At 71.0% G+C, this 24999-nt stretch carries 25 protein-coding genes, 1 pseudogene and 1 riboswitch; of the genes and pseudogenes, 22 read left to right on the forward strand and 4 right to left on the reverse strand.

What is annotated here, in order from left to right; genetic code table 11:
- Window positions 1-14 precede the first annotated feature (14 nt).
- The 11 genes from lepB (JOC24_RS25105) (at window position 15) to JOC24_RS25155 (ending at window position 9397) form a co-directional block, all read left to right on the forward strand.
- Window positions 15-788 (forward strand): signal peptidase I, encoded by a 774-nt coding sequence (lepB, locus tag JOC24_RS25105; RefSeq protein ID WP_205022658.1) that lies wholly within the window; start codon window positions 15-17, stop codon window positions 786-788.
- A complete protein-coding gene (gene lepB, locus JOC24_RS25110) occupies window positions 781-1836 on the forward strand; it encodes a signal peptidase I (protein WP_205022659.1) in 1056 nt (351 codons plus the stop codon). Before lepB (JOC24_RS25105) ends, lepB (JOC24_RS25110) begins: the two co-directional genes overlap by 8 nt.
- Window positions 1754-2635 carry a signal peptidase I gene (lepB, locus tag JOC24_RS25115; protein ID WP_205022747.1) on the forward strand — a complete coding sequence of 294 codons (882 nt, stop codon included), beginning with the start codon at window positions 1754-1756 and terminating at the stop codon, window positions 2633-2635. The genes lepB (JOC24_RS25110) and lepB (JOC24_RS25115) overlap by 83 nt, the downstream gene beginning before the upstream one ends.
- A 50-nt stretch (window positions 2636-2685) precedes the next feature.
- The gene (gene lepB / locus JOC24_RS25120) at window positions 2686-3459 is read left to right on the forward strand and encodes a signal peptidase I (RefSeq protein ID WP_205022660.1); all 774 of its coding nucleotides are present in this window, start codon (window positions 2686-2688) and stop codon (window positions 3457-3459) included.
- A complete protein-coding gene (locus tag JOC24_RS25125) occupies window positions 3449-3937 on the forward strand; it encodes an NUDIX hydrolase (protein ID WP_205022661.1) in 489 nt (162 codons plus the stop codon). The genes lepB (JOC24_RS25120) and JOC24_RS25125 overlap by 11 nt, the downstream gene beginning before the upstream one ends.
- Before the next feature lie 63 nt (window positions 3938-4000).
- On the forward strand, window positions 4001-4309 hold the full coding sequence (locus tag JOC24_RS25130; RefSeq protein WP_003965949.1) for a DUF2469 domain-containing protein: 309 nt from the start codon (window positions 4001-4003) through the stop codon (window positions 4307-4309).
- Window positions 4310-4491: 182 nt separating this feature from the next.
- Window positions 4492-4851: a YraN family protein gene (locus tag JOC24_RS25135; RefSeq protein ID WP_205022662.1), complete on the forward strand. Its 360-nt coding sequence runs from the start codon at window positions 4492-4494 to the stop codon at window positions 4849-4851.
- Window positions 4851-6473: a YifB family Mg chelatase-like AAA ATPase gene (locus tag JOC24_RS25140; RefSeq protein ID WP_205022663.1), complete on the forward strand. Its 1623-nt coding sequence runs from the start codon at window positions 4851-4853 to the stop codon at window positions 6471-6473. The genes JOC24_RS25135 and JOC24_RS25140 overlap by 1 nt, the downstream gene beginning before the upstream one ends.
- The gene (gene dprA, locus JOC24_RS25145) at window positions 6470-7642 is read left to right on the forward strand and encodes a DNA-processing protein DprA (protein WP_205022664.1); all 1173 of its coding nucleotides are present in this window, start codon (window positions 6470-6472) and stop codon (window positions 7640-7642) included. Before JOC24_RS25140 ends, dprA begins: the two co-directional genes overlap by 4 nt.
- A gap of 263 nt (window positions 7643-7905) precedes the next feature.
- The gene (gene whiG, locus JOC24_RS25150; protein ID WP_205022665.1) at window positions 7906-8742 is read left to right on the forward strand and encodes an RNA polymerase sigma factor WhiG; all 837 of its coding nucleotides are present in this window, start codon (window positions 7906-7908) and stop codon (window positions 8740-8742) included.
- 97 nt (window positions 8743-8839) lie between these two features.
- On the forward strand, window positions 8840-9397 hold the full coding sequence (locus JOC24_RS25155) for a TetR/AcrR family transcriptional regulator (protein WP_205022748.1): 558 nt from the start codon (window positions 8840-8842) through the stop codon (window positions 9395-9397).
- 155 nt (window positions 9398-9552) lie between these two features.
- Here the strand turns inward: JOC24_RS25155 and JOC24_RS25160 are convergent.
- Window positions 9553-10137 (reverse strand): annotated as a pseudogene (locus JOC24_RS25160) (murein hydrolase activator EnvC); the annotation flags it as partial.
- A 200-nt stretch (window positions 10138-10337) separates the two neighbouring features.
- Here JOC24_RS25160 and rpsB point away from each other — a divergent pair.
- The 11 genes from rpsB (at window position 10338) to JOC24_RS25215 (ending at window position 21817) form a co-directional block, all read left to right on the forward strand.
- Window positions 10338-11279 carry a 30S ribosomal protein S2 gene (gene rpsB / locus JOC24_RS25165; protein WP_205022666.1) on the forward strand — a complete coding sequence of 314 codons (942 nt, stop codon included), beginning with the start codon at window positions 10338-10340 and terminating at the stop codon, window positions 11277-11279.
- Window positions 11280-11378: 99 nt separating this feature from the next.
- On the forward strand, window positions 11379-12215 hold the full coding sequence (tsf, locus tag JOC24_RS25170; protein WP_205022667.1) for a translation elongation factor Ts: 837 nt from the start codon (window positions 11379-11381) through the stop codon (window positions 12213-12215).
- A 157-nt stretch (window positions 12216-12372) separates the two neighbouring features.
- On the forward strand, window positions 12373-13149 hold the full coding sequence (gene pyrH / locus JOC24_RS25175) for a UMP kinase (protein WP_205022668.1): 777 nt from the start codon (window positions 12373-12375) through the stop codon (window positions 13147-13149).
- Between the two features lie 116 nt (window positions 13150-13265).
- Window positions 13266-13823, forward strand: a complete 558-nt coding sequence (gene frr / locus JOC24_RS25180; RefSeq protein ID WP_031100531.1) for a ribosome recycling factor — start codon at window positions 13266-13268, stop codon at window positions 13821-13823.
- Window positions 13823-14908, forward strand: a complete 1086-nt coding sequence (locus tag JOC24_RS25185) for a phosphatidate cytidylyltransferase (protein ID WP_205022669.1) — start codon at window positions 13823-13825, stop codon at window positions 14906-14908. Before frr ends, JOC24_RS25185 begins: the two co-directional genes overlap by 1 nt.
- A gap of 302 nt (window positions 14909-15210) precedes the next feature.
- Window positions 15211-16317 (forward strand): dual-specificity RNA methyltransferase RlmN, encoded by a 1107-nt coding sequence (rlmN, locus tag JOC24_RS25190; protein ID WP_205022670.1) that lies wholly within the window; start codon window positions 15211-15213, stop codon window positions 16315-16317.
- A 78-nt stretch (window positions 16318-16395) separates the two neighbouring features.
- Window positions 16396-16512, forward strand: a riboswitch (TPP riboswitch).
- A 71-nt stretch (window positions 16513-16583) separates the two neighbouring features.
- A complete protein-coding gene (locus JOC24_RS25195; RefSeq protein WP_205022671.1) occupies window positions 16584-17681 on the forward strand; it encodes a thiamine ABC transporter substrate-binding protein in 1098 nt (365 codons plus the stop codon).
- A 113-nt stretch (window positions 17682-17794) separates the two neighbouring features.
- On the forward strand, window positions 17795-19408 hold the full coding sequence (locus tag JOC24_RS25200) for an ABC transporter permease (RefSeq protein WP_205022749.1): 1614 nt from the start codon (window positions 17795-17797) through the stop codon (window positions 19406-19408).
- Window positions 19409-19410: 2 nt separating this feature from the next.
- Window positions 19411-20436 (forward strand): ABC transporter ATP-binding protein, encoded by a 1026-nt coding sequence (locus tag JOC24_RS25205; protein ID WP_205022672.1) that lies wholly within the window; start codon window positions 19411-19413, stop codon window positions 20434-20436.
- 306 nt (window positions 20437-20742) lie between these two features.
- Window positions 20743-21057 carry a DUF1330 domain-containing protein gene (locus JOC24_RS25210; RefSeq protein WP_205022673.1) on the forward strand — a complete coding sequence of 105 codons (315 nt, stop codon included), beginning with the start codon at window positions 20743-20745 and terminating at the stop codon, window positions 21055-21057.
- 307 nt (window positions 21058-21364) lie between these two features.
- Window positions 21365-21817, forward strand: a complete 453-nt coding sequence (locus JOC24_RS25215; RefSeq protein WP_205022674.1) for an SRPBCC family protein — start codon at window positions 21365-21367, stop codon at window positions 21815-21817.
- Between the two features lie 25 nt (window positions 21818-21842).
- Here the strand turns inward: JOC24_RS25215 and JOC24_RS25220 are convergent, their stop codons facing one another.
- From JOC24_RS25220 to JOC24_RS25230, 3 genes are read right to left on the reverse strand one after another with little or no spacing between them, the layout of a single operon-like run.
- On the reverse strand, window positions 21843-22961 hold the full coding sequence (locus JOC24_RS25220) for an LOG family protein (RefSeq protein WP_205022675.1): 1119 nt from the start codon (window positions 22959-22961) through the stop codon (window positions 21843-21845).
- A 34-nt stretch (window positions 22962-22995) separates the two neighbouring features.
- Window positions 22996-24159, reverse strand: a complete 1164-nt coding sequence (locus tag JOC24_RS25225) for a hypothetical protein (protein ID WP_205022676.1) — start codon at window positions 24157-24159, stop codon at window positions 22996-22998.
- Window positions 24141-24875 carry an ABC transporter ATP-binding protein gene (locus JOC24_RS25230; protein ID WP_205022677.1) on the reverse strand — a complete coding sequence of 245 codons (735 nt, stop codon included), beginning with the start codon at window positions 24873-24875 and terminating at the stop codon, window positions 24141-24143. The genes JOC24_RS25225 and JOC24_RS25230 overlap by 19 nt, the downstream gene beginning before the upstream one ends.
- Between the last annotated feature and the right edge of the window lie 124 nt (window positions 24876-24999).

Here is a 24999-nt window from a genome sequence, read left to right on the forward strand (position 1 = left end):
AGGATTCGGCCCCGATGGACACGGAAGCACAGCACATGGAGCGCGATCGCTCCTCCGACCCCTCGGACGGGACGGAGGAGGGGTCGCGCTCCACGCATGTTCCCGACCGGCCGTCCGCGGCGATGTCCTGGGGGCGGACCGTCTTCCTCGGCATGCTCTGCACGACCGCTCTGCTGCTCTTCAGCGCCTTCGTCCTGCAGCCCTTCCTGATTCCCAGTGGCTCGATGCAGCCCACGCTCCGGGTCGGGGACCGTGTACTCGTCAACAAACTGGCGTACCGTTTCGGCTCCGAGCCCCACCGCGGCGACGTGGTGGTCTTCGACGGCACCGGATCCTTCGTACCGGAGGCGGGGGCGGAGGGGAGCACCGTCGGCGCGCTGCTGCGCGGGGCGGCCGCGTCCCTGGGGCTGGCCGAACCCGCGGGGTCCGACTTCGTGAAGCGGGTGGTGGGCGTGGGGGGCGACCGTGTGGTCTGCTGCGACAGGCGGGGGAGGCTCGAGGTGAACGACGCTCCGGTGGACGAGGCGTATCTGCACCCGGGTGACCGCCCGTCCGACGTCGCCTTCGACATAGTGGTGCCGGACGACAGACTCTGGGTGATGGGCGACCACCGCAGCAACTCGCGGGACTCCCGTGATCACCTGGGGCAGCCGGGGGGTGGCATGGTGCCCGTCCAGAGAGTGATCGGACGCGTCGACTGGCTCGGCTGGCCGCTCGGCAGACTCGGCTCCCTGGAGGGCACCGACGCCTTCACCGGCATACGGCCGGCGGACGCGGACCATGGGTAACCGGGGTCGGAGGAGGGCACCCGAGTCCGTCCCCCCGCTTCCCACCGGGGCCAGGCCGACCACGGCACGTTCGCTGCCCACGCGGGCGGAGCGCCGCAAGCTGGCCCGCAAGGTGAAACGCCGCAGGCGCCGGTCGGCGATCAAGGAGATACCCCTCCTCGTCCTGGTGGCGCTGCTGATCGCGCTGGTGCTCAAGACCTTTCTCGTCCAGGCCTTCGTGATCCCCTCCGGCTCGATGGAGCAGACCATCCGGATCGGTGACCGGGTGCTGGTGGACAAGCTGACCCCCTGGTTCGGCTCCGAGCCGCAGCGCGGGGACGTCGTCGTCTTCAAGGACCCGGGCGGCTGGCTGCAGCAGGAGAGCGCCGTACCGGAGGACCCGCCCGCCGGGGTCAAACAGGTCAAGGAACTGCTCACCTTCATCGGGCTGCTGCCCTCGGCCGACGAACAGGACCTGATCAAGCGTGTGGTGGCCGTGGGGGGCGACACAGTGAAGTGCTGCGGCGCCGACGGCAGGATCACGGTCAACGGCGTGGCGCTCGACGAGCCGTATCTGAATCCCGGCGACGTCCCCTCCACTCTCAAATTCGAGGTAAAGGTTCCCCGGGGCCGCATCTTCGTGATGGGCGACCACCGGTCGAATTCCGCGGACTCACGATTCCATCTCGACAAGCCGGGAAAGGGCACGGTGTCGGAGGACGAGGTCGTGGGACGGGCCGTGGTGATCGCCTGGCCGTTCGGGCACTGGCGCAGGCTGGAGGAGCCCGGAACGTACGCCTCCGTCCCCGACGGGGGCGCCGGAGCTACGGCCGGGACGGCCCCGTCGAATAGTGTGTCCTCCCAGGATCGCAACGGAATGGTCCTGCTCCCGACCCCTGCGGAACTCCCGCTCGTTATGGGAGTGGTGGGCCTGCGCCGAATCGGGCGCGGGCGGTGGCACGGAGTGAGGAGTGGATGTGGGGGATTTGGCGGTCGGCGCACGATCCGGACACGACGAACCCGAGGACCGGTCTTCGAGCGACGGGGTCCCGGCGGAGGCGCAGAGTGACGGCGAGTCCCCGGACGGTGGCAGCACGGCGGTGAAGAAGCCCCGTTCCTTCTGGAAGGAGCTGCCGCTCCTCATCGGCGTCGCGCTCGTTCTCGCGTTGCTGATCAAGACGTTCCTGGTGCAGGCGTTCTCGATTCCCTCGGACTCGATGCAGAACACCCTGCAGCGGGGTGACCGGGTGCTGGTCGACAAGCTGACGCCGTGGTTCGGCTCGGAGCCCGAGCGTGGAGAGGTCGTGGTCTTCCACGATCCGGGCGGCTGGCTGGAGGACACGGCGACGCCCGAGCCCAACGCGGTGCAGAAGTTCCTGAGCTTCATCGGGCTGATGCCGTCCGCGGAGGAGAAGGATCTGATCAAGAGGGTCATCGCCGTCGGCGGCGACACCGTCGAGTGCAAGAAGAACGGCCCGGTGACGGTCAACGGCAAGGCGCTGGACGACAAGTCGTTCATCTTCGCCGGCAACAGCGCCTGCGACGACGAGCCGTTCGGACCGATCAACGTGCCCGAGGGCCGGATCTGGGTGATGGGCGACCACCGGCAGAACTCGCTGGACTCCCGCTACCACCAGGAGCTGCCCGGTCAGGGCACGGTGTCCACGGACGAGGTGGTCGGGCGGGCCGTTGTGGTGGCCTGGCCCGTAAACCGCTGGGCGACCCTGCCGGTGCCGAGCACGTTCGACCAGCCCGGGCTGAACGCCGCGGCCGCTGTCGCGGTACCCGGTGCACTCGGTGTAGCCGGAGCGCTGCCCCTCGTGTTCTGGCGTCGCCGTAGGCTGACCCGCGGGCATACCGCCGGGTAGGGTGCCGACTCGGATCAGCGATTGTCGATCTCCGATGGGGGAGCGCTGGGATGAGTGGATCAGGACGTCATGACGGCCGCGGCCGGCTCGGCAGCACGTTGTCGAACCTGGCCGTGGCCGTCGGCTGTGTGCTCTTCCTCGGCGGCTTCGCCTGGGGAGCCGTGGTGTACAAGCCGTACACCGTACCGACCGACTCGATGACACCGACGGTGAACGCCGGTGACCGGGTCCTCGCCGAGCGGGTGGACGGCGACGACGTGCGGCGCGGAGACGTGGTCGTCTTCACCGACACGGCATGGGGCGACATGCCCATGGTGAAACGGGTCGTCGGCGTGGGCGGTGACAAGGTCGCCTGCTGCGACAAGGGCGGCCGGCTCACGGTCGACGGCGAACCCGTCGAGGAACCGTATCTGCGGGCGGCGGGAGCCTCGTCCCTCCTCCCGGCAGAGGGTGAGGCCCCGGCCTCTCCCCAGAACTTCACGGCCGACGTGCCCGAGGGCCAGCTCTTCCTCCTCGGGGACGAACGCAGCACCTCCATGGACTCCCGCGTCCACCTGGAGGACCCGGGACAGGGTTCGGTGCCTCGCAGCGCGGTCCAGGCGCGGGTGGACGCCGTGGCCTGGCCCATGAACGGGATGATCGGCCGGCCCGCGGCGTTTGCCGCGCTGCCCGGAGGGGTGTCGTCCGAGGGCCCTCTGCCGCTGCAGGCGGGCGCCCTCGTGGTGGGCGTGGTGCTGATCCTGGGCGGCGCGGCCTACGGGCCGCTCGCGGCGCGATCCGGGCGGGGTGCCAAGCGGCCGAAGGCGTCCGCCGATGCGCACTGAGGTACGCAAGGTGGCCCGTGTCGTGCTCCTGGACCCGGACGACCGGATCCTGTTGCTGCACGGTTTCGAGCCCGACGCCCCGGCCGACCACTGGTGGTTCACCCCCGGAGGCGGCCTGGAGGGCGGGGAGACCCGCGAGGAGGCCGCCCTGCGCGAGCTCGCCGAGGAGACCGGGATCACGGATGTCTCCCTTGGCCCGCTGCTGTGGACGAGGATCTGCTCCTTCCCGTTCGACGGCCGGCGCTGGGACCAGGACGAGTGGTACTTCCTGGCCCGGACGCCGCAGACGGCCACTCACCAGAAGGGCCTCACCGAGCTGGAGCTGCGCAGTGTTGCCGGTCTGAGGTGGTGGACTTCCGCCGAACTTCTCGCCACGCGTGAGACGGTGTACCCGACCAGGCTCGCCGGGCTGCTGCGCACGCTGCTCGACGAGGGTCCCCCGAGTGTTCCGCTGGTTCTCGCCCCCGAAATCGTCTAATCGGCCAGGGGTGCGCGGGGCTGACGCACAATAGGGGGACGCACGGCTGAAGGGGAACATGCCATGAGTGCCGAGGACCTCGAGAAGTACGAGACCGAGATGGAGCTGAAGCTCTACCGGGAGTACCGCGATGTCGTCGGTCTGTTCAAATATGTGATCGAGACCGAACGGCGCTTCTACCTCACCAACGACTACGAGATGCAGGTGCACTCGGTCCAGGGCGAGGTCTTTTTCGAGGTTTCCATGGCGGACGCGTGGGTCTGGGACATGTACAGGCCCGCCCGGTTCGTCAAGCAGGTCCGGGTGTTGACGTTCAAGGACGTGAACATCGAGGAGCTCAACAAGAGTGATCTCGAACTGCCGGGCGGCTGATCCCCTGCACAGCCCCCGGCGCGACCCTCGGCATCCCGGCCGTACGACCGGAGTCGGGCCTTCTCCCGGCATCCCGGTTCACTCGTCCGGGTGGCCGGGATATTCACATCGATCTGGTTGTCCACCAAGATCCACCAGCTCGGGCGGGGCGCGTCACAGTCGGTGCCGGAGGTGGTGCCGATATGAACGCACGGGGTGCACTCGGGCGGTACGGCGAGGATCTGGCGGTACGGCTGCTGGCTGACGCCGGTATGACGGTGCTGGAGCGCAACTGGCGGTGTCGCTCGGGAGAGATCGACATCGTCGCCAGGGACGGCGACGCGGTGGTCGTCTGCGAGGTGAAGACGCGTAGGGCGGGCTCCTTCGAACATCCGATGGAGGCGGTCACACGGACCAAGGCCGACCGGCTGCGCAGGCTCGCCGAGATCTGGCTCGTCGGTCACGGCGGCCCGCCGCCGGGCGGGGTCCGGATCGATCTGGTCGGTGTGGTTCTGCCCAGCCGCGGCGCCCCGGTGACCGAGCACGTGCGGGGCGTGGCCTGATGGGGTTCGCGCGGGCCTGTTCGGTGGCGCTCGTCGGCGTCGAGGGCGTGGTGGTGGAGGTCCAGGCCGATCTGGAACCGGGCGTGGCGGCGTTCACGCTCGTCGGCCTGCCGGACAAGAGCCTGGTGGAGAGCCGGGACCGGGTCAGGGCCGCGGTCGTCAATTCCGGGGCGGATTGGCCACAGAAGAAACTCACGGTGGGCCTTTCCCCCGCGTCCGTACCCAAGGGCGGTTCGGGGTTCGACCTGGCCGTCGCGTGTGCGGTGCTCGGCGCGGCGGACCGGATCGATCCTGCAGCCATCGCCGATGTGGTGATGATCGGGGAGCTCGGCCTCGACGGCCGGGTCCGCCCCGTGCGCGGGGTGCTGCCCGCGGTGCTCGCGGCGGCGGAGGCGGGGTACCGGCACGTCGTCGTCCCGGAGCAGACCGCGGGAGAGGCCGCCCTCGTGCCGGGCGTCACCGTCCTCGGCGTGCGGAGCCTGCGCCAGGTGATCGCCGTCCTCGGCGACGAACCCGTGCCCGAGGAGCCTGCCTCCGACCGGGGCCGCCCCGACACGATGCTCGCGGGGCTGATGGTGCCCGGAGCCGGCCTCGGCACCGGGCTGGCACCGTTCTCGTCCGACGGCACGGCACACCGGCCGGACCTGGCCGATGTGGCGGGCCAGGGGCGGGCACGCAAGGCGCTGGAGGTGGCCGCCGCGGGAGGGCACCACCTGCTGCTCTCCGGGCCGCCGGGCGCGGGTAAGACCATGCTGGCCGAGCGGCTCACGGCGATCCTGCCGCCGCTGTCCCGGCAGGAGTCCCTCGAAGTGACGGCGGTGCATTCGGTCGCGGGCATCCTCCCGCCGGGTGAACCCCTGATCAGCGGAGCGCCGTACTGCGCCCCGCACCACTCGGCGACCATGCAGTCACTCGTGGGCGGGGGGAACGGTCTGCCGAGGCCGGGAGCGGTGTCCCTGGCACACCGGGGTGTCCTCTTCCTCGACGAGGCACCGGAGTTCTCCGTGAGGGCACTCGACGCGCTGCGCCAGCCCCTGGAGTCCGGGCACGTCGTGGTCGCACGCGCGGCCGGGGTCGTCCGGCTGCCCGCCCGCTTCCTGATGATCCTCGCCGCGAACCCCTGCCCGTGCGGCAGGCACACCCTGGCCGGTGCCGGCTGCGAGTGCCCGCCCTCCGCGGTCCGCCGCTATCAGGCGAGGCTGTCGGGCCCGCTGCTCGACCGCGTCGACCTGCGCGTCGAGGTCGAGCCGGTCGGAAGGGCCGACCTGATGGGGAGCGGCGGCCGAGGGGAGACCTCGGCCGAGGTGGCGGGCCGGGTGCGAGAGGCCAGGGAGCGCGCCGCGGAGCGGCTCGCCGGCACCCCCTGGACCACCAACAGCGAAGTGCCCGGGCACGAACTGCGGACCAGGCTCGTCACGGCGCCGGGCGCACTGATGGCCGCCGAGCGTGACATGGAGCGGGGCGTCCTCACGGCCCGCGGCCTCGACCGGGTCCTGCGCGTGGCGTGGACGGTCGCCGACCTGCGTGCCGCCGACCGCCCGGACGCCTCGGACATCGCGGCGGCACTGGAACTGCGTACGGGCATCCAGCGGGGGGCCGTGATGCGGGCGGGTGCCTCGTGAACGCCCCGCCGGGCCAGGGGGAGCGGGAGCGGCTGGCGCGTGCCGCCCTGACCCGCGTGTTCGAGCCGGGGGACGAGCGCGGTGGCCGCTGGATCCGCGAGGTCGGGCCCGTCGAGCTGATCCGGCGTCTCACCGGCACCGACGGATCGGCGCGAGGGCTCAAGGGGATGACGGCGACCCGGCTCGCCGGCTGTCGCCTGCGGGCGTCGAGCGCCGACCCGGGAAAGGACCTGGCGGACGTGGCCGCGATCGGCGGGCGCTTCGTCTGCCCCGGGGACCGGGAGTGGCCGAGCCAGCTCGACGACCTGGGGGACGCGCGGCCCATCGGTCTCTGGGTGAGAGGCCGGTCCGACCTGCGCCTCTGGGCGCTGCGCTCGGTCGCCGTGGTCGGAGCCCGGGCCTGCACACCGTACGGGGCGCACATGGCCGCGACGCTCGCGTCAGGGCTGGCCGAGCTGGGCTGGGTGGTGGTCTCCGGCGCCGCGTTCGGGGTGGACGGTGCAGCCCACCGCGGGGCGCTGGCCGCGGGAGGAGCGACCGTGGCGGTCCTGGCCTGCGGGGTGGACATGGCCTACCCCCGGGGCCACGCCGAGCTGATCGGGCGCATCGTCGAGCAGGGCATGGTCATGGGTGAGCTGCCGCCCTCGGACCATCCGACGCGCAGCAGGTTCATCCTGCGCAACAGGGTGATCGCGGCACTCACGCGAGGCACCGTGGTGGTGGAGGCCGAGTACCGCAGCGGCTCACTGGTCACCGCGAGGAACGCGGAACGGCTGGGCCGCTTCATCATGGGGGTGCCGGGCCCGGCCACCAGCGGCCTCTCGGCCGGCGTCCATGAACTCCTGCGCGGCGAGGGTGTGTTGGTTACCGATGCAGCAGAAATCGCCGAATTGGTGGGGGAGATGGGGGAACTGGCCCCTGTCAGACGCGGTCCCGTCCTGCCCCGGGACCTGCTCGACGCCGCCTGCGCGCGGGTGCTGGACGCACTGCCCGGCACAGGCGTGATGGACGGGCGTGACGTGGCCCGGAGCGCCGGAGCGTCAACGGACGAAGCCCTCGGGCGGCTGTACGAACTGCACTCACTGGGGTTCGTCGAACGCGAGGGCGACGGATGGCGGTTGACGCCCGGACGCACACGCGACGGGGGTGCGCGGCGAGCCGGTACTTGACCCGGAGCATTCGGGTGAAAAGGTGATGCCGACGACCTCGGCGGCACCCGGCCAGGCGTCAGGGGGGCGGTGCGCGTGGTGACGGCCCCCGCTGTTCGGCCCTGTCCGACGGCGGGAGGACGTCGAGAGATCTGGTACGTATTCGCACAGCACGGCTCCCTTGTCCTGCGCGCAAAGCAACACCCCAGTCACGCTACGCTCACGAGGAATCCGCCCCAGAGACACGTCCCAGCACTTCACAGCAGAACGGCTCAAGGCACCACATGCCCCAGCACACCTCCGGGTCTGACCGTGCGGCAGCGCCACCGGCAGCGCGTGGCACTGTGCGCCCTCCCGCCCCCTCCTCGCTCGACGAGTTGTGGCGTTCGTACAAGACCACCGGCGACGAACGGCTGCGGGAGCAGCTGATCCTGCACTACTCGCCCCTCGTGAAATACGTCGCCGGCCGGGTCAGTGTGGGGCTGCCGTCCAACGTGGAGCAGGCGGACTTCGTCTCGTCCGGCGTCTTCGGGCTGATCGACGCCATCGAGAAGTTCGACATCGAGCGGGCCATCAAGTTCGAGACCTACGCGATCACCAGGATCCGTGGCGCGATGATCGACGAACTCCGGGCACTGGACTGGATTCCCCGGTCCGTGAGACAGAAGGCGCGCAACGTCGAGCGTGCCTACGCCACGCTGGAGGCGAGGCTGCGGCGCACGCCCACGGAGCCCGAGGTGGCCGCTGAGATGGGCGTCGCACTGGAGGAACTACACGCAGTTTTCAGCCAGTTGTCGCTCGCCAACGTGGTGGCACTCGAGGAACTGCTGCATGTCGGCGGCGAGGGCGGTGACCGGCTCAGCCTGATGGACACCCTGGAGGACACCGCCGCCGACAATCCGGTCGAGGTCGCCGAGGACCGCGAGCTCAGACGGTTGCTCGCCCGCGCCATCAACACCCTCCCCGAGCGTGAGAAGACCGTGGTCACGCTCTACTACTACGAGGGCCTCACCCTCGCGGAGATCGGCAACGTCCTCGGGGTCACCGAGAGCAGGGTCAGTCAGATCCACACCAAGTCGGTGCTGCAGCTCCGGGCGAAACTCGCCGACGCCGGACGCTGAGCGGGAGCGGCTTCGGCCACCCGGCTGCGGACGCGGACCCCACCGGGCACCGGTGCCGCCGTAGAGTGGACCGGTGCCCAGGATTCGAGCGGCCTCCGTGGCCGAGCACCGGACCATGCAGCGCGGCGCCCTCCTGGACGCCGCACGCTCCCTGCTGTCCGAGGGTGGTACGGAGGCGCTGACCTTCCCCGCCCTCGCCGAGCGCACCGGCCTCGCCAGGTCGTCCGTATACGAGTACTTCCGGTCCCGCGCCGCCGTGGTCGAGGAACTCTGCGCCGTCGACTTCCCCCTCTGGGCCGCCGAGGTCGAGAGCGCCATGGAGCGAGCCGGTACACCCGAGGCGAAGATCGAGGCCTATGTGCGCCGACAGCTCGATCTCGTCGGAGACCGGCGGCATCGTGCGGTGGTGGCGATCTCGGCGAGCGAGCTCGACGCGGGCGCGCGGGAGAAGATCCGCGCCGCGCACGGCGGGCTCATCGCGATGATCGTCGAGGCGCTCGCCGACCTGGGCCACACCGAGCCGAGGCTCGCGGCCATGCTGCTGCAGGGCTCGGTGGACGCCGCGGTGCGCAGGATCGAACTGGGCGCGGCGGAGGAACCGGGCATCGTCGCGGACACGGCCGTGGCCATGGTCCTGCGCGGTGTGCGCGGCTGAGCGGTGGTCCGGGCCGCCTCCGCGAGCGGGACGCCGGACACCGGCAGCAGCCGGGACGGCCCGCGTCGCAGCAGCGACGGAGGAAGCAGCGACAGCGGGTCCAGATAATCGACGCCGCGTCGCAGGCCCCAGTGCAGGCAGCCCTGGGCGCAGTGGGACGGCTCCGGTCCGATCACCCCCACCACCTGTCCGGCGGCCACCTCCTCGCCCTCGGTGACCTGTGGCCTCACGGGCTCGTAGGTGAAGCGGAGCGGGGGCTCCCCACTCCCGGCCACGTCGACGGACAGCACCCCACGCCCCGCCACCGGTCCGGCGAAGGCGACCCGGCCCGGGGCTGCCGCCCGTACGGGAGTGCCCGGTGGGCCTGCGAGGTCGACTCCGCGGTGACCGGGCCCGTAGGGCCCGGCGGGCGGCTCCCAGCCGCGCACGACCAGGGGCCGGCCCGCCAGCGGCCAGACCCGGTCGCCGTCCGGCGCTCCCGTCGCGGCCTCGGCTGTGGCAGGCCCCAGCAGGACCGTGAGCAGTCCGACCACCAGTGCCGACACCAGTGCGGCCGGCAGGGGCGGCGTGCACGCGGAGGGCCTGGGTACGGGTGCGAGGAGCACCGCGGGAAGGGCTTCACGGAACGGGGCGTCGACCGGGTTTCCTGGTGAGCGGCACATGAGGGGAACGATCCCCCGAAGACCCCCTCGCCGGGGATCATGGTCCGCTTCTGTGGACGGCCGGGGCGTTGTGGACATCGCCGTCACCCGGCACCCGGCGGGTCCCGTACACTTCTTCTGGCGATCCGGGTCACCGGGTCGACTTCGCACGCCCCTCCACCTCCCTCTCTGCGGACGGTGGCCGCGCTTCTCGGTCCCTTGTGGCACGGCGCGTCGGGGCGTCAGGCGCGACAGCAATCCTGCGGTCGCGACAACCGAGTACCTCAAGGAGTACGGCCATGGCCGTCGTCACGATGCGGGAGCTGCTGGAAAGCGGCGTCCACTTCGGTCACCAGACCCGTCGCTGGAACCCGAAGATGAAGCGCTTCATCTTCACCGAGCGCAACGGCATCTACATCATCGACCTGCTCCAGTCGCTGTCGTACATCGACCGCGCCTACGAGTTCGTCAAGGAGACCGTCGCCCACGGCGGCTCCATCATGTTCGTGGGTACGAAGAAGCAGGCCCAGGAGGCCATCGCCGAGCAGGCGACGCGCGTCGGCATGCCGTACGTCAACCAGCGTTGGCTCGGTGGCATGCTCACCAACTTCTCCACCGTCTACAAGCGCCTTCAGCGTCTGAAGGAGCTCGAGCTCATCGACTTCGAGGACGTGGCCGCCTCCGGCCTCACCAAGAAGGAGCTCCTGGTCCTCTCCCGCGAGAAGGCCAAGCTGGAGAAGACCCTCGGTGGTATCCGCGAGATGCAGAAGGTGCCGAGCGCCGTCTGGATCGTCGACACCAAGAAGGAGCACATCGCCGTCGGTGAGGCGCGCAAGCTCCACATCCCGGTCGTCGCGATCCTCGACACCAACTGCGACCCCGACGAGGTCGACTACAAGATTCCGGGCAACGACGACGCGATCCGCTCCGTCACCCTGCTCACCCGCGTGATCGCCGATGCCGTCGCCGAGGGCCTCATCGCCCGTTCCGGTGCCGCCACCGGTGACTCGAAGCCGGGCGAGAAGGCCGCCGGCGAGCCCCTCGCCGAGTGGGAGCGTGACCTGCTCACGGGCGAGAAGAAGGACGACGCCGAGGTCCAGTCCTCCGCCGAGACCGAGAAGGCCGCCGACGCCGAGCCGGCCGCCGCCGCCGACGAGCAGGACGCCGAGAAGGCTGAGGCCCCGGCCGCCGCCGAGGCCCCCGCCGCCGAGGCTCCGGCCGCGGACGCCGAGCAGGCCTGACACCCGTCAGTCACGGCTGAATGACGGCGGGGGTCGGTGCACCGGCACCGCCCCCGCCGTTCACCCGTATCTTTCAGACTTCGAGAGAGAAACAGACTCATGGCGAACTACACCGCCGCTGACGTCAAGAAGCTCCGCGAGCTCACCGGCGCCGGCATGATGGACTGCAAGAAGGCGCTCGACGAGGCCGACGGCAACGTCGACGGCGCCGTCGAGGCGCTCCGCATCAAGGGCCAGAAGGGCGTCGCCAAGCGCGAAGGCCGTTCCGCCGAGAACGGTGCCGTCGTCTCCCTCATCTCCGAGGACAAGACGTCCGGCGTCCTGCTCGAGCTGAAGTGCGAGACGGACTTCGTCGCCAAGGGTGACAAGTTCCAGGCCGTCGCCAACGCCCTGGCCGCGCACGTCGCCGCGACCTCCCCGGCCGACACCGAGGCGCTCCTCGCCTCGGAGATCGAGCCCGGCAAGACCGTCCAGGCGTACGTGGACGAAGCCAACGCCAACCTCGGCGAGAAGATCGTCCTGGACCGCTTCGCGCAGTTCACCGGCGGTTACGTGGCTGCGTACATGCACCGCACCATGCCCGACCTCCCGCCGCAGGTCGGCGTCCTCGTCCAGCTGGACAAGGAGAACGCCGAGGTCGCCAAGGACGTCGCGCAGCACATCACCGCCTTCGCCCCGAAGTACCTCAACCGCGACGAGGTCCCGGCCGAGACGGTCGAGAACGAGCGCCGCGTCGCCGAGGCCACCTCGCGTGAGGAGGGCAAGCCCGAGGCCGCCCTCCCGAAGATCGTCGAGGGTCGCGTCAACGGCTTCTTCAAGGAGGTCGTCGTTCTCGAGCAGGCCTTCGCGAAGGACAACAAGAAGTCGGTCCAGAAGGTCCTGGACGAGGCCGGTGTCAGCCTGACGCGCTTCGCGCGCATCAAGGTCGGCATCTGAGTCCGTCCGCGAACAACGGTGGACCCGATAGGGTCTGGTGCAGTCGTCGGCCGCACTCAGCCGTACGACCGCAGATCTGACGAGGAGGCCATTGCCGCTGAGGGACAACAGACCCACCGGCAATGGCCTTCTTCGTATGTGCACGAGGAGAATCCCCATGAACAAGGGCGCGGACGCCACACAGGGTGACCACAAGCGCGACGACGGCACGATTTCCGGGCGCTTCATGCTGAAGCTCTCGGGCGAGGCCTTCGCCGGTGGCGGAGGCCTCGGCGTCGACCCCGACGTCGTGCACACCATCGCCCGCGAGATCGCCGCGGTCGTGCGCGACGGCGCGGAGATCGCGGTCGTCATCGGTGGCGGCAACTTCTTCCGCGGCGCCGAGCTCCAGCAGCGCGGCATGGACCGGGCGCGGTCCGACTACATGGGCATGCTCGGCACGGTCATGAACTGCCTGGCGCTGCAGGACTTCCTGGAGAAGGAAGGCATCGACTCACGCGTCCAGACCGCCATCACCATGGGCCAGGTCGCGGAGCCGTACATCCCGCTCCGTGCCGTACGGCACCTGGAGAAGGGCCGCGTCGTGATCTTCGGTGCGGGTATGGGCATGCCGTACTTCTCCACCGACACGACCGCTGCCCAGCGCGCCCTGGAGATCGACGCCGAGGCGCTGCTGATGGGGAAGAACGGCGTGGACGGGGTCTACGACTCCGACCCGAAGACCAACCCCGACGCGGTGAAGTTCGACGCCCTGCAGTACGGCGAGGTGATCGCCCGCGACCTCAAGGTCGCCGACGCCACCGCGATCACACTCTGCCGTGACAACCAGCTCCCCATCCTGGTCTTCGAGCTGACCGCGGAGGGCAACATCGCCCGCGCGGTCAAGGGTGAGAAGATCGGCACGCTGGTGAGCGACGAGAGCACCCGGGCCTGACGGCCCGAACCGATGGACAACGGCCTGCCGGTCGGACACCGTGCAGGTGAGGACGCGACGCAGGATCCGCAGGACCCGACGATGCCGGGTCCGCTCAAGACACGCAGGAGCACGTGGTGATCGAAGAAATCCTCCTCGAGGCCGAGGAGAAGATGGAGAAGGCCGTCGTCGTGGCGAAAGAGGACTTCGCCGCGATCCGTACCGGCCGTGCGCACCCGGCGATGTTCAACAAGATCGTCGCCGACTACTACGGCGCGCTGACCCCGATCAACCAGCTGGCCTCGTTCTCGGTTCCCGAGCCGCGGATGGCCGTGGTGACCCCGTTCGACAAGACCGCGCTGCGCAACATCGAGCAGGCGATCCGTGACTCCGACCTCGGCGTCAACCCGAGCAACGACGGCAACATCATCCGTGTGACGTTCCCCGAGCTCACGCAGGACCGCCGCAAGGAGTACATCAAGGTCGCCAAGACCAAGGCCGAGGACTCCAAGATCTCGATCCGCTCCATCCGCCGTAAGGCCAAGGAGTCGCTGGACAAGCTCGTCAAGGACAAGGAGTCCGGCGAGGACGAGGTCCGCCGCGCGGAGAAGGAGCTCGACGACACCACCGCGAAGTACGTCGCGCAGGTGGACGAGCTGCTCAAGCACAAGGAAGCCGAGCTGCTCGAAGTCTGATGAACGACTCTTCCTGGGGCGCCCCGCAGGGAGCCGGTTACCGGGGCGCGCCCGAGATGGGGGCCGCTCCGGCGGGTCCTGCATACGATGTGCACGGCGCCCAGCAGACTCGGCCCATGCCCATCGTGCCGGACGTTCCCGACGCAGGTAGAGACGCTGACGACCGCGACGACCGGAACAGGGACGCCGCGCGGGTCAGCGGCCCCCTGTTCCGTGACGAGAAGCCGCAGGAGCCCATGTCCACCCCGCTGCCGCCCCCGCCGCCCAAGAAGCGTGCGGGGCGTGATCTGCGTGCTGCCATAGGTGTCGGGGTCGCCCTCGGCGCCCTCGTCGCCGGCTCCCTCTTCGTCGTGAAGGCCGTCTTCGTCGGCGTGGTCGTGCTGGCGGTGGTGGTCGGCCTCTGGGAGCTCACCTCCCGGCTCAAGGAGCGCAAGGGCATCAACGCCCCTCTCGTGCCGCTCGCCGTCGGCGGCGCCGCGATGGTCGTCGCCGGCTACGTGAGGGAGGCGGAGGGCGCCTGGGTCGCGATGGCGCTCACCGCTCTGGCGGTGCTCGTGTGGCGGATGACGGAGCCGCCCGAGGGCTACCTCAAGGACGTCACGGCGGGGGTCTTCGCCGTGTTCTACGTGCCGTTCCTCGCCACGTTCGTCGCGATGATGCTCACCGCGGACGACGGCGCGTGGCGGGTGCTGACCTTCCTGCTGCTGACCGTGGTCAGTGACACCGGCGCGTACGCCGTCGGCTGGCGCTTCGGCACGCACAAGCTTGCTCCCCGTATCAGCCCCGGGAAGACCCGGGAAGGCCTGTTCGGCGCGGTCGGTTTCGCGATGGTCGCCGGCGCCCTGTGCATGGAGTTCCTGATCGACGGCGGGAGCTGGTGGCAGGGGCTGCTGATGGGCCTCGCCGTCGCGGCCAGCGCCACGCTCGGCGACCTGGGTGAGTCCATGATCAAGCGGGACCTCGGGATCAAGGACATGGGCACGCTGCTGCCCGGCCACGGCGGCATCATGGACCGGCTGGACTCGCTGCTGCCCAGCGCCCCGGTCGTATGGCTGCTGCTGGTGCTGTTCGTCGGATCCGGCTGAGTTCCGTGCGTCGCACTTTCGGGGGAGGGGCCGGTCGTCCAGCTGGACGACCGGCCCCTCCGCCGTATGCCGGGTCTCCGGCCCGGCGGCCGTCGCTCCCGGGCGCCCGTGGACGGGGGAGCGGTCCCCGTTCCCCCGCACACCTTGTGCGACCGGTCACCGTATCTGCCCGCGCCCGGGCCGTCCTTGGGCCGTCGCACGCCCGCTGACCTGGGGCGGAGCCGTGCCGAGGGCCGCTGGCGTCCCGCCCGGGTTGTCGGCGGACCTGAGGACCACGGCGTGTCTGCGACACTGGATGAACCATGCCTAAGCCCGGAGAACTCACTTTCGTCGCGCCCCGCGGAGCCAAGCTGCCGCCGCGGCACCTCGCCGACCTCACGCCCGACGAGCGCAAGGAAGCAGTCGCCGCGACCGGCGAGAAGCCCTTCCGTGCCAAGCAACTGTCGCAGCACTACTTCACGCGGTACGCGCACGACCCGGCGGAGTGGACCAACATCCCGGCCGCCTCGCGGGAGAAGCTCGCCGAGGCGGTGTTCCCCGACCTGATGTCGGTGATGCGCCACATCAGCTGCGACGACGACACCACCCGTAAGACGCTCTGGAAGCTGCACGACGGGACGCTCGTCGAGTCCGTCCTCATGCGCTATCCGGACCGGGTGACCATGTGCATCTCGTCCCAGGCCGGCTGCGGCATGAACTGCCCGTTCTGCGCGACCGGGCAGGCGGGACTCGATCGCAACCTGTCGACCGCGGAGATCGTGCACCAGATCGTTGACGGCATGCGCGCGCTGCGCGACGGCGAGGTCCCGGGCGGGCCGGCGCGGCTGTCCAACATCGTCTTCATGGGCATGGGCGAGCCGCTGGCCAACTACAAGCGCGTGGTCGGCGCGATCCGCAGGCTGACGGACCCGGAGCCGGACGGACTCGGCCTCTCGCAGCGCGGGATCACCGTGTCCACGGTGGGCCTGGTGCCTGCGATGCTGCGCTTCGCCGACGAGGGCTTCAAGTGCCGCCTCGCGGTCTCGCTGCACGCCCCGGACGACGAACTGCGCGACACCCTCGTGCCCGTCAACACCCGCTGGAAGGTCCGGGAGGTTCTGGACGCCGCGTGGGAGTACGCGGAGAAGTCCGGCCGCCGCATCTCCATCGAGTACGCGCTCATCCGGGACATCAACGACCAGGCATGGCGCGGTGACCGGCTGGGCCGGCTGCTCAAGGGCAAGCGGGTCCACGTCAACCTCATCCCACTGAACCCGACCCCGGGTTCGAAGTGGACCGCCTCGCGCCCCGAGGACGAGAAGGCGTTCGTCGACGCCATCGCCGCCCACGGCGTGCCGGTCACCGTCCGGGACACCCGCGGCCAGGAGATCGACGGGGCCTGCGGGCAGCTGGCGGCCTCCGAGCGCTGAGGCGGCCCGGGCGGACGGGTGCGATCCGGCCGGTCCGGCGTGTTCCGGCCGGTGTAGCCTGGCCGGGAAATCAACTTCATATTCCGACAGGGGAGCGCCACAGCGCTGAGAGTGCGGCACCGAGGACAGGTCGGCCGCAGACCCTCTGAACCTCGCCCGGGTCATTCCGGGTAGGAAGTTCGGACCTTACTCAAGCTGTTGCGCCCTGCCCGCTCGCCGAGCGGGCAGGGCCGCGTCTCTTCCTGGTCATCTCCAGGAGGAATCACATGAACAACACCACGAAGTACGCGGTGACCGCGCTCGCCGCCGCACTCGGCATATCCGCGCTCGCGGGCTGCGGCGGGGAGGACGACGAGTCCGCGGGTGGCGAGGGATCCAAGAGCTCCAAGACCGTCACCCTGGTCAGCCACGACTCCTTCAACGCCTCGGACGCCGTACTCAAGGCGTTCACGAAGGAGACCGGCTACAAGATCAAGGTGCTCAAGAGCGGCGACGCCGGAGCCGCGCTCAACCAGGAGATCCTCACCAAGGGGTCCCCGCGCGGCGACGTCTTCTTCGGAGCCGACAACACGCTGCTCTCCCGCGCCCTCGACAACGGCCTGTTCACGCCGTACGAGGCGAAGGGCCTCGACCGTGTCGCCGCCGACACCCGGCTCGACGCCGACAAGCACCGGGTCACGCCCGTCGACACCGGAGACATCTGCGTCAACTACGACAAGAAGTACTTCGCCGACAAGAAGCTCGACCCGCCGAAGACCTTCGACGACCTGCTGAAGCCCGCGTACAAGAACCTCCTCGTCACCGAGAACGCCGCGACCTCCTCGCCCGGACTCGGCTTCCTGCTCGGCACCGTCGCCACCCGCGGCGAGGACGGCTACCAGGACTACTGGAAGAAGCTGAAGGACAACGGCGTCAAGGTCGTCGACGGCTGGGAGCAGGCGTACAACGACGAGTTCTCCGGCTCCGCGGGCGGCAGGAAGGCCAAGGCCGACCGCCCGCTGGTCGTCTCCTACGCCTCCAGCCCGCCCGTCGAGGTGCTGTACGCCGATCCGCAGCCCACCGAGGCCCCGACCGGTGTCGCCACCGGCACCTGCTTCCGCCAGATCGAGTTCGCCGGTCTGCTGGACGGCGCGAAGAACGAGGCGGGCGGCAAGGCGCTGCTGGACTTCCTGATCAGCAAGCGGTTCCAGGAGGACATGCCGCTGAACATGTTCGTGAACCCGGTGGTGAAGGACGCGAAGCTGCCGGAGCTGTTCAAGAAGTTCGGTGCGACGGTCGACAAGCCGGCGACCGTCGCACCGGAGCAGATCGCCGAGAACCGTGAGCAGTGGGTCCGGTCGTGGTCCTCGCTCGTCGTGAAGTAACCGCGCGGCCCCCGGGCAAGGGCGGACGCACCGGCAAGGGCGGCGCGCCCCGGGACAAGGGGGGGCGCACCCACGGTGGCGGCGTGCGCGGGAACGCGGTGCGGCTCGGCCTGATGGCCGTGCCCGTCGCGTTCTTCGCGCTGTTCTTCGCCTATCCGGTGGCCGCGATCGTCGGCCGGGGGCTGAAGGCGGACGGCGACTGGCAGTTCGGCCGGATCGGCACGGTACTCAGCAGGCCGGACATCCTCGACGTCCTCTGGTTCACCACCTGGCAGGCACTCGCCTCGACCGCGCTCACCCTGCTGATCGCGCTGCCCGGCGCCTACGTCTTCGCGCGGTTCGACTTCCCCGGCAAGCAGTTGCTGCGCGCCGTGGTGACCGTGCCGTTCGTCCTGCCCACCGTCGTCGTCGGTACGGCCTTCCTGGCGCTCCTGGGGCGCGGCGGATTCCTCGACGAGCTCTGGGGAGTACGCCTCGACACCACGGTGTGGGCGATCCTGCTCGCCCACGTCTTCTTCAACTACGCGCTCGTCGTGCGGACGGTGGGCGGGCTCTGGTCCCAGCTCGACCCACGCCAGGAGGAGGCCGCCCGGGTGCTCGGCGCCGGACGCCTCGCCGCCTGGCGGCGCGTGACGCTGCCCGCGCTGGCTCCGGCCGTAGCCGCCGCCGCGCTCATGGTCTTCCTCTTCACCTTCACCTCCTTCGGCGTGGTCCAGATCCTCGGTGGTCCGGCCTACTCGACGCTGGAGGTGGAGATCTACCGGCAGACCGCCCAGCTCCTCGATCTGCCGACGGCCGCCGTACTGACCCTGGTCCAGTTCGTGGCGGTCGGCGGGATCCTGGCCGTCCACGCCTGGACCGTACGGCGCCGGGAGACGGCCCTGAAGCTCGTCGACCCGGCGCAGACCGCCCGGCCGCCCCGCGGCGCCGGACAGCGGGCGCTGCTCGGCGGCGTGCTGCTGACGGTGCTGCTGCTCATCCTGCTGCCGCTCGGCGTGCTGGTGGAACGCTCCCTGGACACCGCCGGCGGCTACGGATTCGGCTTCTACCGCGCGCTGCAGTCCGTCGACGCCAACGGGTCCACGTTCCTGGTGCCGCCACTCGACGCCATCGGGAACTCACTGCGTTACGCGCTGGTCGCGACCCTCATCGCCCTCGTGATCGGCGGCCTCGCGGCCGCAGCGCTGACACGGCGGGCCGGCAGGCTGGTGCGCGGCTTCGACGCCCTGCTGATGCTGCCACTCGGAGTGTCGGCGGTCACCGTCGGCTTCGGCTTCCTCATCACCCTCGACGAGCCGCCGCTGGACCTGCGTACGTCCTGGATCCTCGTGCCGCTCGCCCAGGCACTGGTGGGCGTCCCCTTCGTCGTACGGACCATGCTGCCCGTCCTGCGCGCGGTCGACGAACGGCTGCGGGAGGCCGCCGCGGTCCTCGGCGCCTCGCCGCTGCGGGCCTGGCGAGAGGTGGACCTCCCGCTCGTGCGGCGGGCGGTGCTGGTGGCCGCCGGTTTCGCCTTCGCCGTGTCGCTCGGTGAGTTCGGCGCGACCGTGTTCATCGCGCGCCCCGACAACCCCACCCTGCCGGTCGCCGTCGCCAGGCTGCTGGGGCGCTCAGGAGAGCTCAACTACGGCCAGGCGATGGCACTCAGCACGATCCTGATGCTCGTCTGCGCGGTGTCGCTGCTCCTGCTCGAACGTATCCGCACCGACCGATCAGGGGAGTTCTGAAGATGCTGGCAGTGGAGTCGGCCACGGTCCGGTTCGGGCGGCGGACCGCGCTGGACGCCGTCGACCTGGAGGTCGCGGACCACGAGACCGTCTGTGTGCTGGGCCCCAGCGGCAGCGGCAAGTCGACGCTCCTGCGGGCCGTGGCCGGGCTGCAGCCCCTGGACGGCGGGCGGGTGTTCCTGGACGGCGCCGACCAGGCGGCCCTGCCCGTGCACCGGCGGGGACTGGGCCTGATGTTCCAGGACCACCAGCTGTTCCCGCACCGGGACGCCGGCGCCAACGTCGCCTTCGGGCTGAAGATGCACGGTGTGCCCCGCGCGGAGCGGGACCGCAGGGCCGGCGAACTCCTGGACCTGGTCGGCCTTCCGGGTGCGGACCGCCGGGCCGTCGCCGCCCTGTCCGGCGGCGAACAGCAGCGGGTGGCACTGGCCCGGGCCCTCGCGCCGCGCCCGAAGCTGCTGATGCTCGACGAACCGCTGGGCCAGCTGGACCGGAGCCTGCGCGAACGGCTCGTCGTCGAACTGCGCACCCTCTTCGGCCGGCTGGGCACCACGGTGCTCGCCGTCACCCACGACCAGGGCGAGGCCTTCGCGCTCGCCGACCGGGTCGTGGTCATGCGCGACGGCCGGATCGCCCAGGCGGGCACCCCCCTGGAGGTGTGGCAGCAACCGGCGTCCTCCTTCGTCGCCCGCTTCCTCGGCTTCGACAACCTGGTCGACGCAACGGTCACGGGGGCGGCCGCCGACACGGTCTGGGGCAAGGTGCCGGTCCCCGACGACTCTCCCCAGGGCGGATGCGAGCTGCTCGTGCGCCCGGGCGGCGTGCGGATCGGCGGCCCGAAGGACGGTTTGCGCTGCAGGGTGGGCGCGCGCACTTTCCGCGGTCACCACGTCACCGTCACCCTGCACCCCGGCGACGGTCCGGCCCTGGAGGCGGAGTGCGGTCTGCGGGACACCCCTGAGGAGGGGGCCGTCGTGGGTGTGACGTTCGACCCGGCCGAGACGGTGGTCCTTCCCCCGGCCCGTTAGGCCGTCGGCCGAAGCACGACCGGTGGCGCCCGTACGCGGCCCTCCGGGAGCCCGCACCGTCCGGCGGGCCCCGCCACGTCGCCCCGGTCCGTGCCCGGTCGTTTCTGATCGCCGGTCGGATCACTCCGCCCCGACCTGCTTCGGCCCGTGCCGCACACGAGGAGAGACGTGCGCAGGGATCGACCCGGCGGGAAGGGGGCATGCTTCTGCCGCCCGGCTGCGTCGCTCACTGCCGAACAGCGAGGCGACGACCAGCAGTCCGCGCCGTGGCACCAGCGACTCCGTACCCGAGGAACGAGGAACCGCATGCCCGCTTACGTCATCGTCACCGCCGATGTGCTCGACGAGGAGGCCGCCCTGGCCTATGCGTCCGTGGCCCAGAAGTCCGTCCTCAGCCACGACGGCAGGTACCTGGTGGCGGGCCCCACGCCCGAGCCCGTCGAAGGCACCTGGGACTCCTCCCGGTTCGTGGTCATCGAGTTTCCTGACATGGACCGGATCAGGGAGTGGTACGACTCCCCCGAGTACCGGCGGGCCATGGAGATACGGGAGGGCAAGATCCGGGTGGGGATGCTGTTCGTCGAGGGCTCGGTGCCCGAGGGCTTCTCCCTCCCGGCTTAGCCGCACTGCCGGCCCGGTGGCCGACGAGGCCACCGGGGAAGGCCCCCGGCGCACCGGACGCCCGGGGCTGACTCGCCGGTGCGGTACGAGACGGAGACGGGCCGCCCCGTGGACGGCAGGGGGCCTTTCGTGACCGCCGCTCCGCTCCTCGCGCTCCGCGTGGACGGCCCCGTGCGGTGGTCATGGGGGCGACGGGACGGAGACGTGCCCGTGCCGAACGGGAGCGGAAGCGGTCGCACGACCGGCTGGCGGCTCTCCCCGGGGCGTGATCCCCTGGACACGGAAACGGCCGGAAGGGGCAGGAACCATGACGCAGTCGGCGCGTGAGGGCATCGACATCACCCGTGTCGTCGCGGCGCCGCGGGACCGGGTCTTCGAGGCATGGACGGTCCCCGAGGACTTCGCCGCCTGGTACGGGGGCGACGCCGACGTGCCGCTCGACCGGGTGTCGATGGATGTCACGCCGGGCGGCGAGTGGAGCCTGGTCATCGTGGTGCCCGGCGCGGAGATGCCCTTCCACGGCGTCTACCGGGAGGTGTCCGCCCCCGAGCGGCTCGTCTTCACGCTGAAGGACCGGAGCGCGCCCGCGGACATCGAGGGCGAGACGGTCACCGTCACCTTCACCGAGATGAGCCGGAAGTCCACCGAGATGGTCTTCCGGCAGCGCGGCGGCAACCTCACGCCCGAGCAGTACGCGGCGGCCGAGGACGGCTGGGAGGCGTTCTTCGACGCCCTCGACGCCCGGCTCGCCGCCCGCTGAACCGGCCGGCCCTGAGGTCAGCCCGTCAGCCCGTCAGCCGGGCGAGCGCCGGGGCCGCCTCCTCCACCGTGTCGACGAGTGCGATACGGGACTCCATCGCCCGGTCCGCCGCGAGTGCCCTGAGCAACGGCCAGGCGGGCAGCTTCTCCGTCCAGTGCGCACGGTTCACCAGCACCATCGGGGTGGGCGCGGAACGGGACTCGTAGTAGTTCGGCGTCGCGTTGTCGAAGATCTCCTGCACGGTGCCCGCCGCGCCCGGCAGGAAGATCACCCCGGCGGTCGAGCGGGCCAGCAGCCCGTCCTCGCGCACGGCGTTCGCGAAGTACTTGGCGATGTGGTCCGCGAAGGCGTTCGGAGGCTCGTGACCGTAGAACCAGGTGGGGATCGCGACCGAGGACCCACCCTCGGGCCAGCGCTCCCGTACGGCGAAGGCCGCCCCCACCCAGTCGGTGACCGACGGGCTGAACGACGGTGTGGCCGCGAGGAGTTCGCAGGCCTTCAACAGCATCGCGTCGGAGTGCGGAGCCGCGTACGCGCCGAGGTTGGCCGCCTCCATGGCGCCGGGGCCACCGCCCGTCGCCACGGTCAGACCGCTGCGGGCCAGCTCCCTGCCGAGCATCGCCGCCCCGTGGTAGGCCGCGGAGCCGCGGGCCAGCGCGTGGCCGCCCATCACGCCCACCACCCGGGCCCCGGTGAGGTGTTCGTCCAGGGCGTCGGAGACCGCGTCGTCGTGGAGCGCCCGCAGCATGGACGCGAAGACGTCGCCGTTCGACCTGGTCGCCTGGAACCAGTCGTACGCCCGCGCGTCGGGCGTCGCCTCGTAACCGCCCTCCGCCAGACCCTCGTACAGGGCGTCGGGTGTGTAGAGCAGCCCGCGGTACGGGTCGAAGGGAAGCCCGGGGACCGGCGGGAAGACGAAGGCCCCGTCCGCGCGTACCTTCGCCTCGGCGCGGGGCTCCATGCGGCAGCCGAGGAAGACGGCGCCCCGGGCGCCCGTCGTGAGCAGCGCGTCGCCCCGCTCCCTCAGGTCGAGGGACTGCACACGGTGGCCGGCCAGGGTTCCGGCCGCGACTGCCTGGTCGAATGCGCTGAGCGTCTCTATCTCGACGCCGGGTGCGTAGGTGTTCTCGTCCGGATTCTCCACGCCGCCATGCTACGGACCGCCCCCGCAGCGGATGTCACCCCGTCAGAGGCAGTGCCGCCAGCTCGGCGATCGCCCAGGTCAGCGGGGCGAAGACGGCCAGTAGGACCAGTGCCCGCAGGATGGCGGCGGCGCGCAGCGCGGAGGCCGGGGCGCCGAGTCGCAGCAGGGTCCCGGCCGTACGGGCACGGGCCTGCTTGGCCTCCAGGGCGGTGGTCAGGAGGGTCGCGGTGGTGCAGCCGAGGACGAGGACGGCGCCGAGCGCGGTGAGCGGGCCGAACGGGCGGGGGCCGCCGGTGTAGAGCACGGAGGCCGCGATCACCCCGGACAGCACCGCGCAGACGATGCCCAGCGGGCGGCCGATCCTGGTCGCCTCGTCCATCAGGACCCTGCCCGCCAGCAGGCGTACGGCTCCCGGGCGCACCGCCTGGAGCAGCCGTCCGCACAGATGGGTGAGGCCGGGGCCCGCCATGGCCAGGCCGATCGCGGTGAGGGTCCAGCCGGCGAGGACGGCGGCTGGGGTGGAGTCCAGTCGGCCGGGCAGCGGGAAGGGGTTGCCCGCCGAGCCGCGGCTCGCGTACGCCTCGACCGCGAGGCCGGCCGCGGTGAGGGCGACTCCCCAGGGCAGCCCCTTCGGCGTGGGCGCGGGGGCGAGGTCCTCCTCGGCTTCCTGGGCGTCGGACGGTGCGACCGGCCTGGAGCGGAGCGCGAGCCCGCCGGCCGCCGACGCGGCCAGCGGCACCAGCGCCAGCAGCGTCAGTGCGGCGGCGAGCGGCAGGGGAGTGCCGGCGCCGAGGAACTCGGCGGCGCCGCCGTCGAACGGAAGGCCTGTCAGATCGCCGCGCAGGTGGAGGAAGACGAGCAGCGCCACCATCGACCCCAGGGTGGTGGACACCGCCGTCGAGATCGCCGCCAGCAAGGAGAGGCGCGCCGGTCCGAGACCGGCTGCGAACAGCCCGGGCCGTGGGCGGGTGCTCGGATCCGTACGGGCGACCGCCACCGCGAACTGGACGGTCGCGGCGAGCGGGACGGCGCACCACAGCAGCCGGAGTACGGAACTCGACGCGTGCGCCGGGTGCCCGGAGGCGTATCCCAGGGTGCACAGGAGCAGGAAGCCCACCCCGGCCGACGCGGCGGCGAGGAGCAGACGCCGCATCAGGACGAGTGGGTGCGAGCCGCGGGTCAGACGGAGAGCGAGCACGCCGAGCGGCCTTCCGTATCGGACGCGGCGGGCAGGGAGACGTTGGTGACCCGGCGGCCGTCCAGCATGCCGACCACACGGTCGGCGAGCGCGGCGACATCGGCGTCGTGGGTCGCGAGCACGACGGTGATCCCGTGGGACCGCGCCGCCGTGGTGAGTGTGCGGAGGAGTTGTGTGCGCTCGGCGTGGTGCAGGCTCGCCGTCGGCTCGTCCGCGAAGATCACGGACGGTGAGGCGGTGAGCGCGCGGGCCACGGAGATCCGCTGGCGCTGGGACTGGAGCAGCGTGTGGGGCCGTTTCCTGGCGAGCGGGCCGATGTCCAGGCGCTCCAGCCACTCGGTGGCGGCCTTCTTGGCGGCCCGGTGCGAGACACCCCGGAGCAGCAGCGGCAGGGCCGCGTTCTCCCAGGTGCTGAGCTCGGGGACGAGCTGCGGTTCTGCCGCGATCCAGCCGAATCTGTCCCGGCGGAGCTGCTCGCGCAGCCGGGGGCCCATGGTGTGCACGGGCACGCTGTTGAACCAGACCTCGCCCTGCTGGGGCACCAGCTGGCCGGACAGGCAGTTGAGCAGAGTCGTCTTGCCGCACCCGCGGCGCCCGGTGACGGCGAGCACCTCGCCGTCGCGGACACCGAGCGAGACGCCGCTGAGCCCCGGCGATCCGTTGTGGGAGTGGTGCAGGGAACGTGCCCAGATCACGTCGTTGTCGGGCGGGGCCATGGCGTACACCTCGGTTCGGATCAGATTTCCCGTTCCCCCGTACGGGGGAACGAAGGCAAGGCCGATCGGTCACTCGGCACGCTAGGCAGCCGGACCTGGGTGTCGGGACAGCACACGGCCCGGA

Source organism: Streptomyces sp. HB132 (genome assembly GCF_016909575.1).
Classification (GTDB): Bacteria; Actinomycetota; Actinomycetes; order Streptomycetales; family Streptomycetaceae; genus Streptomyces.

Bases quoted from the DNA above. Each gene is read 5' to 3' on its own strand.
- lepB (WP_205022658.1), top strand. From the start codon at position 15: ATGGACACGGAAGCACAGCACATGGAGCGCGATCGCTCCTCCGACCCC.
- lepB (WP_205022659.1), top strand. From the start codon at position 781: ATGGGTAACCGGGGTCGGAGGAGGGCACCCGAGTCCGTCCCCCCGCTT.
- lepB (WP_205022660.1), top strand. From the start codon at position 2,686: ATGAGTGGATCAGGACGTCATGACGGCCGCGGCCGGCTCGGCAGCACG.
- JOC24_RS25125 (WP_205022661.1), top strand. From the start codon at position 3,449: ATGCGCACTGAGGTACGCAAGGTGGCCCGTGTCGTGCTCCTGGACCCG.
- JOC24_RS25130 (WP_003965949.1), top strand. From the start codon at position 4,001: ATGAGTGCCGAGGACCTCGAGAAGTACGAGACCGAGATGGAGCTGAAG.
- JOC24_RS25135 (WP_205022662.1), top strand. From the start codon at position 4,492: ATGAACGCACGGGGTGCACTCGGGCGGTACGGCGAGGATCTGGCGGTA.
- JOC24_RS25140 (WP_205022663.1), top strand. From the start codon at position 4,851: ATGGGGTTCGCGCGGGCCTGTTCGGTGGCGCTCGTCGGCGTCGAGGGC.
- whiG (WP_205022665.1), top strand. From the start codon at position 7,906: ATGCCCCAGCACACCTCCGGGTCTGACCGTGCGGCAGCGCCACCGGCA.
- rpsB (WP_205022666.1), top strand. From the start codon at position 10,338: ATGGCCGTCGTCACGATGCGGGAGCTGCTGGAAAGCGGCGTCCACTTC.
- tsf (WP_205022667.1), top strand. From the start codon at position 11,379: ATGGCGAACTACACCGCCGCTGACGTCAAGAAGCTCCGCGAGCTCACC.
- pyrH (WP_205022668.1), top strand. From the start codon at position 12,373: ATGAACAAGGGCGCGGACGCCACACAGGGTGACCACAAGCGCGACGAC.
- JOC24_RS25185 (WP_205022669.1), top strand. From the start codon at position 13,823: ATGAACGACTCTTCCTGGGGCGCCCCGCAGGGAGCCGGTTACCGGGGC.
- rlmN (WP_205022670.1), top strand. From the start codon at position 15,211: ATGCCTAAGCCCGGAGAACTCACTTTCGTCGCGCCCCGCGGAGCCAAG.
- JOC24_RS25195 (WP_205022671.1), top strand. From the start codon at position 16,584: ATGAACAACACCACGAAGTACGCGGTGACCGCGCTCGCCGCCGCACTC.
- JOC24_RS25200 (WP_205022749.1), top strand. From the start codon at position 17,795: ATGGCCGTGCCCGTCGCGTTCTTCGCGCTGTTCTTCGCCTATCCGGTG.
- JOC24_RS25205 (WP_205022672.1), top strand. From the start codon at position 19,411: ATGCTGGCAGTGGAGTCGGCCACGGTCCGGTTCGGGCGGCGGACCGCG.
- JOC24_RS25210 (WP_205022673.1), top strand. From the start codon at position 20,743: ATGCCCGCTTACGTCATCGTCACCGCCGATGTGCTCGACGAGGAGGCC.
- JOC24_RS25215 (WP_205022674.1), top strand. From the start codon at position 21,365: ATGACGCAGTCGGCGCGTGAGGGCATCGACATCACCCGTGTCGTCGCG.
- JOC24_RS25230 (WP_205022677.1), bottom strand. From the start codon at position 24,875: ATGGCCCCGCCCGACAACGACGTGATCTGGGCACGTTCCCTGCACCAC.